General features: G+C 44.3%; 8 protein-coding genes. 5 read left to right on the top strand and 3 right to left on the bottom strand.

Going from position 1 to position 14,780, the window contains the following annotated elements; all coding sequences use genetic code 11:
- Positions 1–203: 203 nt before the first annotated feature.
- Positions 204–4,808, bottom strand: a complete 4,605-nt coding sequence (locus HRQ91_RS03405) for an Ig-like domain-containing protein (RefSeq protein ID WP_210120270.1) — start codon at positions 4,806–4,808, stop codon at positions 204–206.
- A 359-nt stretch (positions 4,809–5,167) separates the two neighbouring features.
- Positions 5,168–5,965: an HAD-IIA family hydrolase gene (locus HRQ91_RS03400; RefSeq protein WP_210120269.1), complete on the bottom strand. Its 798-nt coding sequence runs from the start codon at positions 5,963–5,965 to the stop codon at positions 5,168–5,170.
- Positions 5,966–6,272: 307 nt separating this feature from the next.
- Between HRQ91_RS03400 and polA the strand changes: the two genes are divergently transcribed.
- The 4 genes from polA to HRQ91_RS03380 all read left to right on the top strand — a co-directional run bounded on the left by polA (position 6,273) and on the right by HRQ91_RS03380 (position 12,608).
- Positions 6,273–9,149, top strand: a complete 2,877-nt coding sequence (polA, locus tag HRQ91_RS03395) for a DNA polymerase I (RefSeq protein WP_210120268.1) — start codon at positions 6,273–6,275, stop codon at positions 9,147–9,149.
- Positions 9,146–9,868 carry a dephospho-CoA kinase gene (coaE, locus tag HRQ91_RS03390; protein ID WP_210120267.1) on the top strand — a complete coding sequence of 241 codons (723 nt, stop codon included), beginning with the start codon at positions 9,146–9,148 and terminating at the stop codon, positions 9,866–9,868. Before polA ends, coaE begins: the two co-directional genes overlap by 4 nt.
- Before the next feature lie 181 nt (positions 9,869–10,049).
- The gene (locus tag HRQ91_RS03385) at positions 10,050–10,916 is read left to right on the top strand and encodes an SPOR domain-containing protein (RefSeq protein WP_210120266.1); all 867 of its coding nucleotides are present in this window, start codon (positions 10,050–10,052) and stop codon (positions 10,914–10,916) included.
- A 174-nt stretch (positions 10,917–11,090) separates the two neighbouring features.
- Positions 11,091–12,608, top strand: coding sequence for a hypothetical protein (locus tag HRQ91_RS03380; RefSeq protein ID WP_210120265.1), 1,518 nt, complete (start codon positions 11,091–11,093; stop codon positions 12,606–12,608).
- 120 nt (positions 12,609–12,728) lie between these two features.
- On the opposite strand, the gene nagB is transcribed toward HRQ91_RS03380, so the two are convergent.
- Positions 12,729–13,523 carry a glucosamine-6-phosphate deaminase gene (gene nagB, locus HRQ91_RS03375; protein ID WP_210120264.1) on the bottom strand — a complete coding sequence of 265 codons (795 nt, stop codon included), beginning with the start codon at positions 13,521–13,523 and terminating at the stop codon, positions 12,729–12,731.
- A gap of 206 nt (positions 13,524–13,729) precedes the next feature.
- On the opposite strand from nagB, the gene HRQ91_RS03370 reads away from it, so the two are divergent.
- A complete protein-coding gene (locus HRQ91_RS03370) occupies positions 13,730–14,761 on the top strand; it encodes a BMP family ABC transporter substrate-binding protein (RefSeq protein ID WP_210120263.1) in 1,032 nt (343 codons plus the stop codon).
- Positions 14,762–14,780 lie beyond the last annotated feature (19 nt).

The raw sequence follows: 14,780 nt of genomic DNA, 5'->3' as shown, positions 1-14,780 counted from the left end.
TTTATTCGCCTTGACCAATACCCGGACCTTGTAATAACTCGTGTTTTTGTATTTTTCCGGCTTTATGCTGTTCAATTGATTTTTTTAAATGAGCTGCATTGACCTCATTCCTAAGCCTATGAAACCCTCGGAAATTTCTGTGGCGCAGGCATTTGTTTTGTCACAGAACTCAAGTGAAATGCGCAATATGAGATAAATCTATCTTAAAACACATTAAGTCTTATACCTACGCCTACCTGGGGCACAATGTTCTTTACTCCGTCCGCTTCGGATATATCCGTGGGAATAAACCAAAGCTGAAATTCGGTGTAGAAAGACATTGTTCTGAATTTCTTTAACTGTTCAAAAGTCATACGCGGAAATTCAAGCTGCGCCAAAATAGCCGAAAGAATTTGCGCCTTCCCGCTGTTAGTATTATCGAAACGTGAAAAGTTAGCTCCAAGTGCAACATTTGCCGAAAGCCATGTAAAGTCCGGTCCGAAAAAATAATGGAACGGCATACTGGCAACGTTTGCCAGTATTTTTGTGCCTATGACATTCCCTCCGTAACGGAACGGAGATCCTTTAATCATATTCCGCTGCGACTGAGTGAGCTGACCGTACTGAAATTGCAGTTTTACGTTATCGTCAAAGAAAGAAACCCCTACTCCGACATCAAAGAGCGTGGCACCCCAAAAATGTATATCAAAATAAAGTCCCTGTATAAATCCGGGAATTCCGTACATCATTTTATCGCCGTCGCGCAAAGCAAGCTTTACTTCCTTTAATCCCCTCTTACCGTCGGCAAGTCCGTCAAACGAAATTTTCTGATTGTATCTTCCGCCTTCAGTAGGAGAGATAAGGAGGACGGACGGCATACTTTTGTCAATCTGAACCATGGTATTTAAAACGGCCGTGCTGCCGTCTTTCATTACGGCGCGCACAAGCATAAAATGATACCCTTCGGTAAGATAATCGGTTTCAATACGGTATTTCCAGCTTTCTTTTTTGGAAATATTTTTAAATGTTTTCCCGTTGTCAAGGCTGAGTTCTATGTACTCAACGGATTTTTCCTTGAACGCATTTTTTTCTTCCGGAAAAGCTTCCTTGGAATTTACATATGCTTTTTCTTCATCGCTTACAAAATAGCCCGCCTTTCCCGTAACATACGGCCGCCCTATGGCAAAATCACCCAAGACAAATTTTTCAAGCATTATCCACGGCCCGTAAGGAGAATAATTCAGTTCCTGTTCGGCGGAAACTGCAATTTTGCCGTCGGCCAGTGAGGCTTGAATTTTATAAGTATGGATTCCTTCCGAGACCTTTTCGGGGCCAAGTTCAAATTGACAATATCCTGCATCCGTGATTTCGGATTTTTCTAAGACAATACCGTCCATTATGAGCACCAGAGATTCTACCGTTTCCTGTGTTTCAATCTTTGCCGCAATATTGAATCTGCCGTTTACATAGCTTCCGGTCAAAGGATAAAGTATGCCGATTGCTGCAGAAGGAAAAGCCTTGTCGACATGTACATTACGCGTTACGCGCGTTTCGTTACCGGCGGCATCTTTCCCGATGATTTCAAAATTATAAAATCCGTCGTCCAAAGCGGAAACATCTACAGGTTTTGAAATGAGCATAAAAGGTTCAAGTTGTATATTTGAAAATTTACCCGCTGCAGCGGAAGGAAAGGCCTTATCCAAAGAGTGAACGGCAATATTGAGTTCCGTAAGCTTTATATTATCTATCGTATAACCTGAGAAAAACACCGTCCCTGATGTTCTTGTGCCGTCGACAGGAGAAACAAGCGAAATTTCAGGCGCAGTATTGTCAATATTTATCAGGCTTGAATACAAACCTTGTATTCCGTAAGAATCGTAAATTTTATAAAAGACAACATGAGAACCGTCGGAAATTATGCGTGAATCAAATCTGAAAGACCATTTTTCTTTTCCGGCAGCATCGTGGTATGTATTTCCGTTATCGAGCGACACCATAACTTTTTCTATGCCGTTTTTATCGTGCGCAGTTCCTTCAATTAATACGTCACGGCTTACAGTCTTGTCAAATGAAGGATTTATAACTTCACCTTCAGGTTCGTTCAACGAAACGCGGAATTTACGTGTAGTTTCTTCACCTTTAACTCCGTTCCTGTCTACGGCATAAACCGTAAGCACATGCTCGTTATCTGAAAGCGCCGAAATCGGAACCGTAAAATTAAAGTTCGACGAATTGTTTGTAAGTTCAATCCATTGACCGTCATCAATCTTATAATAACAATTTGAAGGTCCGTCATCATCATAGATAACGCCTGAAACCGTAAAATCATACGTCTCCACCGCATTTTCCGGCGGCATATGCATTTCCACCCGCGGCATATCGGATGCCGCATCGATTGTAAACGGCACTGATCTTACAAAAGCTTCATTGCCTGCAGCGTCGGTAAAAACAAAGTTCATTCCGCTGCTGATAGGATAAGAGTCCGTACCTACCATGACGTTAACGAGAGAAGAAAGAGGTATGTCTTTACGAACAGCCGCGCCTGACGCAGTACTTGAAGCGGCCGCAGTATTGGCCGGCGTAATACCGGTACGTGCAGCGGATGTTCCCGCATTTGCAGCCGCGCTTGTAGAAGCGGAATCTCCGGACGGAGGAATATATTCAGCCTTTGCAAGATGGTCGTTGTCTGAAACTTTAAAAGCAAGCGTGGTTGCACCGTTTACCGTGTCGGATGAAAGCGGCAGAACCATTTCAACAACTGGAGGGGCGGTATCCTTATAAAGAGCAAGAAAGGCAAATGCTTCGTTTCCCGTCTTATCTGCGGCACGTATATTTATAGGAACAAGACCGTCTTCGGACAAAAGATTTATCGTTGCGGAAAAAACCGCGCCCGCATCGGTTCCCTTCGTCCTTTCAATATTGCAAGGCGTCCAACTTATGCCGCCGTCATAGCTGTAGTCAACCCTCTCAATACCGCCTTCATCATCGGCGGTTCCTCTTATATTAACCGAACTGCCGGTATAGCTTAAGTTTTCAGGCGCAGTTACGACAAGGATCGGAATTGCAGTGTCGGAAGAAGGCGGCGCGATCGGTTCGGCAGGAACCGAAACTTCGGAGGCTCCCCCTTCGCGGCTGTAATTCATTATTCCCAGAACTGTATTCTGCGTAAGGGTCCGCCCGTATTTGTCCGAAGCGCTTATTTCCACGGAAAGGCTTCCTGCCGGAACAGCACTAAGAGGTATCGAAAGGTCTATTTTAGGAGAAGAAGAACTGTTTTTGCGTTCTCCGGTTATCACGGCTCCCGATTCGGGTTTCAACGTCCATGAAACGTAAGCGATTCCGCAGTCGGCGGAAACGGAAGTTTCGTATACGGGTTTTAGGGAAGGATCGAGCTGCATTCCATAATGGACGGGCTCAGGTTCACGTCCCGACACTCTTATTCGCGCATCGGAAAAGGATCCTGCAGGGCCTTCGGCGTTAAACGTCACCGTTACAGGATTACCGCTTACGCCGTATTTATCTACGGCACGCACGGTTACGGTGTGTTTTCCTGCAGAAAGACGTTCATTTTCGTCAAGTATGGCACAGAAAACGCCCCGTGTCTGAATAGTCTGTTCGGGACCTGCGTCAAAAGAATATATAACGGATTCTACGGCATCGTCGTCGGTTGCAATGCCTCTCAGAACCACTGATCCTCTGTCGCGGGCAACGGTGTCGGCGGAAGGCGACTGCAAAACAAGCACGGGCTTGTCCGCATTTTGGTTTAATTTTATATTTTTTTGCACCGTCGTCGTATTCCCTGCAAGATCGCGTGCCGTTACCGTAAAACGGATTGAAGACGAACGGTTTGCGGTAGTATCCAATTCCTTAACCCAATAAGGATTACCCGGCGTCAGATCAAAGCTTCCGCTCTGATTATCCGCCGTCCATAAAACTTCTCCCACGCTGACAGCGTCACGCACAAAGCCCGCTACGGAAAAAACGCCGTTCGGTTCGTCACCCTCGGCAGGATAGACTATGGAAACTTCAGGAGCGGTATTGTCAACAAAAAACATGTACGTATATATTCCTTCGGATCTCCACATATCTACGGATTTAAACCAGATTACCGTAGGCCCGTCAGCAAGCTTCCTCGTATCTATTTCAAGTAAAAAACTTACTCCTTCTTTTTTGCGATTAAGTTTTATCTCCTTAAAACGCTGACCGCCGTCAAGCGAATAAAATAAGGATTTAATGCCGTTACCGTCGGAAACGGTACCTTCGAGTTTTACAACTTTGGAAAGTAAAGCGCCTATAGACTGGTTTGTTATTTCGGAAACGGGACCGTGAGGATTAAAACTCCACTGCAAAAAAAGAGGCTTCCCTGAAAGACCGTTTATGTCGACTCCGCGGGCTTCTATAGTATGCAGCCCCTCTTTCATGTTCGAAGTGTCAAGATAATATGACCAGAATTCTTTTCCCTCTGCTCTTACGGGTCTTTCAGTATTGCCGTCCAGAATGAGTTCAACGTATCCTACGCCGTCGTCGTCAACACAAGTTCCTACAATATTAAGATTACCGGTCACATCGATATTCGTATTCGGATTTGTGATACTCACAACAGGAAGATCGGACGCAGGATCTATAAAAATATTGGCGGGTCCCGCAAGCTGCTGTTTTCCGTTTTTACCGGTAACGGTCACTACAAAATTGTATTTTCCGCCTTTTTTATCCGAAATGTCAAATTCTTCATGCCATACGCTTTTTTGTTTTACATCGCGCTCGGTAACATCACGAGCAAAAACAACCAATGAAAACGACATCAAAACCAAAAATAAAGATTTTTTCATAATATTCTCGACTGCAAGATTTATGCCTGCCGGAGGCTTTGCATTTTCAAGCTCCGCAGGAACAAAGGTTCGGTAACTGAAACGGACTTTCCGGCACAAAAATTCTTAGACAACCGGAATTCCGTTTAGATTATTATTATGAGGCTTTGGATATTTTAAATATTTTAGAAATTTTGTCAACAAAACACCCCTTGCCGTATTTTACAAACAAGTCGACACTATATTTTCGGCATAAAAAAGCGCATACATTAGTCTTTTTTAACTCTACTTTTGAGATTATGGATAATAAAAATGACATAGGATATCATCGGCGTTTTTCGGGCAGCAATATCAAGCTATGCCGGCTATAAATAATACTTTCAATCGAGAAGCGAGGCTATCTCTTTAAGATCTTTGAATATCGCGTCGGGTTTGACGTCCGACTTGGCGACATCTTCCATAGTAGCTTCTCCCGTAAGGACAAGCAGCCCGGGCACTCCGTTTTTCACTCCCGTCGCCACATCCGTATACAGTCTGTCGCCGACAAAGGCAAGATCGTGACGGCGCCCGTTCGTATGGGCAAGAATCATTTCTATGGTTTCTTCGCAGGGTTTACCGAAATATCTAGGCTGCCTTCCGCCCGTAGAAAGCGTAATTGCCGCATTAAAAGCGCCGACGTCGGGAATAAATCCGTGCTCCGTAGGACAATTTATATCACAGTGAGTCGCAAAAAAATCGGCGCCGTTTCTTATATAAGTACAGGCTCTTTCAAGCTTTTCATAAGTCAGAGTCGTGTCAAAACCGATGACTACTATATCCGGCATATCCGAAATTAAACGGAGTCCTGCTTCTTTAAAACTTTGCACTAAGGGTTCCGTTCCTACGAGGTAAATAGTTTTTTGCGGAAAATATGTTTTTAAATAACGGATAGTAACGTCTCCTGAAGTCATTATCTGATCGCGAGTAATGTGGCAGTTCATACCCGCCAATTTTTTAATGTAAACTTCAGGCGATTTCGACGAATTATTTGTGAAAAACAGAAATTCCCGCCCGGTTTTTTTTAATTTTTCAATAAATTCAAGAGAGCCGTCGATAATTTCATTTCCCAAATAAAAAGTTCCGTCCATGTCAAGAATAAAATATCTGCATTTTTTCAGAAGTTCTTTGCGACCGTCCATAAAGGTTCTCCTATATATTTTTATTGTATGAAATCTCTAAAAACCGCGAGTCCGCGCGGCTTGTTTTATGTTTCGCGGCGAAACGGCTTATAATGCCTTTTGAAGCGGATCGCAAATCGGTTTTTAGAAACCGCTTATAGTTTAACCCATGTTTGTAACGGGGGCAACCGCACCGTAAAATACATGTTTGACATTATAAAAAAACGGCCCCACTTCCGACAGCGTCCCGCCGCGCATTTTCGCATACATTTTCGTACGTGTTTTAGCACGCATTGAAAACTTTTAAAACTTGCCATACACTTCCCCTATGAATGACTTTGAAGATAAAACCGTTTATATTCTCGATTCTTACGGACTGATCTACCGTTGCTATTTTGCCTTTATCAATCACCCTCTGACAAATGCTGAAGGAAAAAACGTTTCCGCCGTTTTCGGTTTTTTTAGAAATCTGAACATTATCCTTTCACATTACAATCCCAAATACATTATCGCGGCAATGGACTCGCGTACGCCTACGTTCCGCCATCAAATGTACAAGGACTACAAGATCACACGCGCAAAAACGCCGGAAGATCTGCATTCTCAAATCCCGGTCATAGAAGAAATTCTTACGGCGTTGGGCATACCGCTGTTGCGCTGCGACGGTTTTGAAGCGGACGACCTCATAGCGACGATCGCAAAAAAATGTGCCGAAAAGGGACGAAAATGCCGCATATTGTCGGGTGACAAGGATTTGATGCAGCTTGTAAACGATACCGCACAAATTCTAAAACCGGACGCAAACGGCGCATGGAAGGTTGTCGGGAAAGAAGGTGTAAAAGCGGAATGGGGAGTTATGCCCGAGCAGCTGTTGGACTTGCTTTCGTTGTACGGGGACACGGCGGACAATATTCCCGGCGTAAAAGGGATAGGCGTTAAAAGGGCGGGAATGCTCTTGGAACAATACGGATCTTTGGAAGGAATATACGAACACGCCGATGAAATCAAGGGTTCCATGGGCGAAAAAATCCGCTCGGGAAAAGAAAACGCTTTTTTTTCGCAAAAGCTCATCCGCCTGTGCTATGACGTTCCTCTCTCCGAAAAAGACTCGATAAAACCCGTAAATCTTGATTTTGCCTCAGCGGCGAAGCTCCTTCTAAAATACGGGCTTCCGTCTGTGGCAGAACAGTACGAGGCGAACAGTGATGTAAATAATGCTGAAAAAAATCCGGCAGGAAGCGCAGTTCGGGATGCGGCATACGGCACGATAAAAAATGCGGCGCAGGCTGGAAAAGATCCGGCGGAAGATGGGCAGGCGGGAAATGCGGGCAAAACTTATAAAACGCAGGCGCAACAAGATACGGACGACGTTTCTCCTGCGATGATTCCCGTACAAAACAAAGGAGATTACAGGGCCGTCACAAACATAAAAGAACTTTCCGAATTTATCGACTCCGTTTTTGAAATGAAAAAAAATGTCCTATCGTTCGACTGCGAAACTGACAGTCTTGAAACACATTCTGCGCACATGTTAGGATTCAGCCTTTGCGCGGAAAAAGGCAGAGCGATTTACGTTCCTCTTGCCGCACAGGAAGCGCTTTTTGATCGGGAATTTATTTCAAAAAACGATGCGTTTTCGCAGCTCGAAAGGCTTTTTAACGATGAAAATATTACGCTTGTCATGCATAACGGAAAATTCGATTATGAAATTCTTAAAACTAAAATTTCATGCAGAATAGCCGATACGATGATCGCCGCATGGCTTTTAGAGCCGGACCGCAACGGGCGGAATTCCTATTCGCTCGAATTCCTTGCAGAAACAAAACTGGGACTCAAAGGAATCGAATACGACGACATTGTCGCGAAAGGACAGACCTTTGCGGACGTTCCGCTTGAAAAAGCCGTTCCGTACGGAGCGGAAGACGCAGATTTTACCTTTCAGCTATGGCAGTATTTCGAAGGCCGCCTTGAAAAGAACAATCTTACAAAACTTTTTTGGCAAACGGAAATGCGCCTTATTCCGATTCTTGCAAAGATGGAAATGAAAGGCATACATTTGGATAAAAACGCGCTTAACGTTTATAATGAAGAGCTTATAAAACAAATTCACAGCGCCGAGCAGGATATTTACAAAACGGTAGGACACGAATTCAATATCGCTTCCACCAAACAGCTTCAGGAAGTGCTTTTTACGGAACTGGGATTAAAACCCGGAAAAAAGACTAAAACGGGATTTTCTACGGATACGGCCGTTCTTGAAGAACTTGCCGCATGGCATCCGGTTCCCCAGAAAATTCTTGACTACAGAACGCTTACGAAACTGCAATCCACTTACGTTGAAGCGCTGCCGAAGCTGGCCGACGCAAATTCCCGCGTCCACACAAGTTTTATACAGACGGGAACGGCCACGGGACGGCTTTCGAGCCGCGACCCCAATCTGCAAAATATTCCTGTACGGGACGAAGCCGGACGCAAAATAAGGACCGCATTTACGGCCGTTGACAAAACCGTGCTGATATCGGCGGACTATTCGCAGATAGAGCTGGTAGTTCTCGCCCATCTTTCAGGCGATAAAAACATGCGCAAGGCGTTTATGGAAGGAACCGATATACATAGATTTACGGCGGCATTGATTTTTAACGTCGCGCCTAAAGACGTAAGCCCCGAACAAAGACGCTTGGCAAAAACCATAAATTTCGGCGTCATATACGGAATGAGCGCTTTCAGGCTTTCAAACGAGTTGAAAATATCGCGCACGCAGGCACAAGGATTTATAGACAATTATTTTTCCACATTTTCAGCCATACAGGATTTTAAAACCCGCGTGATAGAAGGCGCCGAAAAAAACGGATACGTGGAAACCATATTCGGACGAAAAAGACCGATCCCGACGATAAACAGCCGCAATAAGATGGAAAAATCCGGCGCGGAACGCATAGCGGTAAACACGCCCATACAGGGAAGCGCCGCGGACATTGTAAAACAAGCCATGATCGATGTGGACGATGCGCTGGAACGAAAAAACAACGGAGCTCACCTGCTTTTGCAAGTTCACGACGAATTGATTTTAGAATGTCCCGATGAAAGCCACACAATCGAAGATACTATCAGCCTTGTAAAAGATAAAATGGAAAACGCCGTAAAACTTTCGGTTCCGCTTAAGGTTTCGGTCGAATACGGAAAAAACTGGGGAGAATTCCATTGAAATTAAAAACGTCCGAAAAAGTTCCTGAGAAAAATAAAAACTCGGCATTAAAGACTTTCGCGCCGGCTTCCATGCCGAAAGCTACGGCAGACCGCATGATCCTATGCCTTACCGGGCCGATGGCGGCAGGAAAGAACGCAGCTTCAAGAATATTCGAAAAATACGGTTTTGAATGCATAGACTTTGACACACTTGTGCATAAGGCGATAGAGGAGCGATCAGAACAAATATTTGAAGAATTTTCAAGCGACGCAAAAATTTACGGCATAGACCTTAAAAACAGCGACGGCTCTTTAAACCGAAGAGCCTTAGGTTCTCTGATCTTTAAAGATCAAAAACTTCTTTCAAGGCAAGAGACCATAGTATATCCGGCCGTAACTCACTTTGCAAAAGATTTTATAAAAAAAAATCCGCAAAAAAATATCATCCTTAACGCTACCGTTTTATTTAAAATACCCGAACTTATGGCCGAATGTACGCATACGGTATTTATAAAAGCAAATGTTTTCATACGCCTTTTGCGCGTAAAAAAACGCGACGCCATGCCTTACGATCAAATTTTAGCACGATTTTATTCCCAAAAGGATCTTTTTAAAAATTATAAAAAGTCGGAAATTCCCGTCGTTGTAATAAAAAATTCCGGTTCGATACTTTCGCTTGAAAAACGGATAAAAAAAGCATTCATCGATCATTTCGGTAATTTATCAATAAATACATAAAACAAGTGCGGACTTTATAAAATCCTAAAAGTTTCGCCCGCAAAAACCGTAAACTCAACTTACAACGCCGTCCCAACATTTTTGCTAAAGCTGTTTTTTTAAATACCGATATTGAAAGTATACAAGAGGTAGACGGTTTTTCAATTTTTTTAATACGCCGAATACGTCAAGGATTTTCTTTATGGAACAAAAAAAAATATTATGGATAATCGCCGCGACAGGAGTTTTTTTACTTGTAGTAATAGGAGCGGCAATAATACTTTATTCGCCGAGCAATTATCCCGCGCCGGCAGTCGCGTCTCTTCATGTTCCTGTACAGCCCGCGCCCGGTGCTCAGCCGACGGCGCAGGTGCAAACGCCGACGGATCCTTCTTCAACAGAATTCGTTCCCCGCAATACTTATCCCGAAGCGCCTAGCGGGCAGCTCCAAGGGCAGGATCGGCTTCAGCAGATAGGGGAATTGACAGTAATATCCGGGACGACGAACGTTTACGGCGTAAACGCACCCGACAGAGCTACGACAATCGATCTGAATACGTTAAAAAACATGGACGAAAAAAACGGGTATGCCGCGCAAACAATACCGGAAACGCCGACGGACCCCGTTGTCGATTCAAATAAAACGGTTTCAAAGGCCGTGGACAGAGCAGACAACGTGAAAACACAAAAGCCGGCGGTAAGTGCAAAAACCCCTGTAAAACCCGCCCCAGCAAAGACGGGAAGCGCTTCTTCAACTGCGGCAGGAAAGGCAAAGCCCGTAACCAAATCGACGGTAAAAGCGGCGTCGCCTGCTCCGAAATATTGGGTACAGGCGGCCGCGTTCAGTACAAAAAAATCGGCGGACAATGCTAGAGAAATCCTTTCAGAAAACAAGATTCAGGCGGAAATATTTACATACACGGATTCAAAAAAGCAAGTGGTATACCGCGTACGCATAGGGCCTTACACGACAAAAAGCGAAGCCGAATACTGGAAAAACAAGATCGTGCAAATCGAACAGTTCAAAGATTCAAAGGCTTACATAACCGACAGTTCCGCAGCAAAGTAGGCTGAACGGAACGGCTCGAACCACCGATCCGCCGAATGATGGCGATCGGCGCTTGCACAGCGACACGCAAAATCCCAATTGCAAAAATCGGCCATTTTTAACCGCGCCGGAAACTGCAGGCACTGCACGTGCCGCGCATTGCATGGAATTATAAATCAAACCAATTACTAAGGCATGGTATTTCAAAAACGCTTAAAACATGCCTTAGCCTTATTATTTTTTTTATCCACATATTTAAACCTTGCATTTTCAAAAGACGCGTCGCCTCTTTTTCAATACGCAGACATTTATTCCGGCGCTTCATTTTTATTTTCCGCGTCGGATCTTTTTGACGGGCAAATCAAAAGCGAAAAAAACAAGGCGGTTTCTGGCGTTCACGCAGCGTTTCGCGGGCTCGACGTAAAAGCGTATTCTCGCATTCCTTTTACAGAATCGTTTGCCGAAGATGTGCAAAGCGGATTTTCCGTCGATATAGGAGAGTTTTTAAGGGAAGAAGCTCCCGTCGAATTCTTTTACGGCGACTTGAAATTTTCAAAAAGCATCGCCTTATTAAAAAATCCTTCGCTTTCTTTAACATCAAGCGCCGTAAAGCCTGAGACCGGCCGGCAAACGGGACTCGGAATATCTCTTCCTTCGTCATCGCTTTCAAATTCAAGCGAAAGGACGAATAGAGGGACAGAATCTTCAAAATCAAGCGCAGTGCGTTTTACTCCGGGGAATTTCACATTCGAATGCGTTTGCTTTGACAACCCGCGGTTCTTATTTTCCTGCGCTTATACTTTTAAATACGGCCGTAGATCGCTTATTAAGACAAGCGTTTCGGGCGGAAGATTTTATATCGAAGGCAAACAAGCGGAATCATGGTTCGGCAATTCCAAAATATTTTCTTCCGGATGGTACGACGGCGCAGTTTTTGAAATTATTCTTTCACTGCCCGCGCTGAAAAACCAATTTTCCGTAGGAATCCATAGAAATCCTTTCGGGAATTTCAGATCATGGTTTAGGAATGAAAACAGGATGATCTTCGGCCCGTTTTTGCTAAAGACGGACTTATTCGCAACCGACAATTATATTTTTTCGGACGAAAAAGAAGGATTCTATGCGGCGGACGGCAAACTTAAAAAGACTATAGCGCAAATAAGAATAAACCCGCAAATACGACACAATTTCTCATCCGACAGCCTGCAATTATGCGCGGGAATTGCTACTACGGCGGAAATCGAGCGGCAAAATCTGATGCCAGTAGAACAAAATTCGAATTTCGCTGCGAGCACAGCGGTTGAAATAACTTCGAAAAGATCGGCGTTGGAATTCAATACAAGGGTCGACGGACTTCAAAACATAATTCCGTGTGAAATCTCGCACGAAAATTTTAAAAATTCGCAAAAACACAAAACAATTTACGCGATAAATCTTAAAGGCTCTCATGTTTTTTCAAAGTGGAAGGCTGCCGCAAAAATAAGTTTTTTAAGAACACAAAACGATTCTACGTCGAAAGACGTTCAAAAATATTTTCTTTATGTCTACTTTCCTAAAAAGTTTATTTCTTCGATCGCAGCGGGAACCGTCGTAACGGATCAAACGAGGCAAAAAAAAGCGGACACGGAAATAAATCTTACGATGAGAAAGAACGACGGAAAAATCCGTTTTAAAGGGAAATTGGGGCTTGTGTTTCGACAGCGGATATCATAAGACCTGTGTCGGCGAGCGGCAGAAATGCACGACTGGCCGGAAGCGCCGCACATCTGTCGCAATTGCCGTACCGATCAAAAATGTCGGCACAAGAGTCGAGTTTTCAAAACAACGCCAAGACTAAAACTTTGAATCCTTTTCCATCTCTTTAAAATATTTTACCGTGTTCACTTTGAGCTCTCCGACGGCGTCTTCGTCACAGACAATTATTGCATTTTTATGAAGCTGCAATGCCGTTATAGGCCACATCTGAGAAACAGAATCCTCTACCGCATGCGCGAGCGCATAGGCTTTCGCCCTGCCCGTTACCAAAAACAAAAGTTCGTCCGCATCGCATATAGTGCCGATTCCCACGGTAAGAGCGCGCTCCGGAACCCTTGAAACATCGCCGCCGAAAAAGCGGGAATTCACAATTCGCGTATCTTCAGTCAAAAGCTGCACGTGCGTGCGGGAAGAAAGAGACGTACCGGGTTCGTTAAAAGCTATGTGCCCGTCGTTTCCCACTCCGCCCATAAAAAGCCTTATTCCTCCGGCTTTTTCAATCGCCTTTTCATAATCGCCACATTCTTTGGAAAGATCGGAAGCGCATCCGTTAAGCACATGAGTATTCGGCTTTTTTATATCGACGTGATTGAAAAAAGTGTGATCCATAAAATACCGGTAGCTTTGATCGTTATCGGGGGGCAGGCCCTCGTATTCGTCCATGTTGAAGGAAACTACGTCTTTAAACGAAATCTCTCCCGCTTTGCATTTTTTTATCAGGTTTTCATACGTACCGATCGGCGTGCTTCCCGTAGGAAGACCTATAACGAAGGGCTTACTTTCGGAGGGATTAAAAGTTTTTATGACATGGGCGATATGGTCGGCCGCCCAAGAAGAGCATTCGTCATAATTTTTTTTGATGATTAAACGCATAGAATTTCTCCTTAGAGGATCGGGGCAAACGGCAGAAAAGTCAAACGCGTGTCCGGATCGGCAGGATAATAATACTGCTTGATAAACCCGCGAATCAAGTAGGTCGAATTATTGGCAGTAGGTCGAATATCGGGTTTTCAAAACTCGCCGTTGCTCGAAGTTTAAAATGATTTGACATTTGTTTGATATAAAACTATATTTACCGTATGAAAAGAAAAATATTTTTTTGCAAAACAGCCGGCCGGAAAACCCTTTTATCGATTCTGCTGATTTTATCGGCTCTATTTACCGCATGCGGCGGAAAAAAAGACAAACAGATATCCGTTGCCGTCTTCGCACCGGGCATCTTATCGGACAGTCCGATCTACCAAATGCTCGCCGACGGAGTAAAAGAAGCTGCGGACGAATACAACGGCAAAAAAGGGACTTCCGCCGTCTTAGTGACAATTTTGGAGGCAGGAACAAATCAGGCCGAATGGAGCAGCAAAATCACTTCGCTCGCGGCCGCAGGCAATTTCGACGTGATAATTTCATCAAACCCTTCTTTACCCGATATCGTCCGCCCTCTCACCCGTCAGTTTCCCAATCAAAAATTCATATTGCTTGACGCATACGAGCAGGGAAATCCAAGCGTGGCAACGGTACGTTATAATCAAAGAGAGCAGTCTTATATCACAGGTTACATGGCGGGCCTCATGTCCAAGACCAATAAGATCGGCCTTTTGGCCGCACAGGAATATCCGGTGATGAACGACGTCATCCTTCCCGGCTTTAAAGAAGGAGCTGAAAGCGCAAATAAAGACATTTCTGTGGATTTTAGAATTGTGGGAAACTGGTACGACGCGTCCAAAGGCGCGGAATTGGCGGCGGCCATGTACAATTCAGGATGCGACGTTATTCTTCCGATCTGCGGAGGCGCTTCGCAGGGCGTAATATCGGCCGCAAACGAAAAGGGATTTTACATCACGTGGTTCGACAGCAACGGCTTTAACAAAGCTCCGGGAAGGGTAATTTCAAGCACTTCGATGAAGCAGCAACGCATGGCAAAAGAAATGACGAGTGAATTCCTTGAAGGGAAGACCCAATGGGGAACGGCAAAAACTGTAGGAATTGAACAGGGATATATCGAATTCATACAGGACGATCCGCTTTACATAAGCGCCGTGCCGGAAGAAATAAGAAATAAAATGGCTAAAGTGATTCAATCATTGAACGACGGTTCGTTAAAATTACAGTAATATATTCCGCCGTTTAATT

Origin of the sequence: Treponema parvum (assembly GCF_017893965.1) — a bacterium.
Taxonomy (GTDB): Bacteria; Spirochaetota; Spirochaetia; order Treponematales; family Treponemataceae; genus Treponema_D; species Treponema_D parvum.
This window is presented reverse-complemented; position numbering and strand designations above follow the sequence as displayed.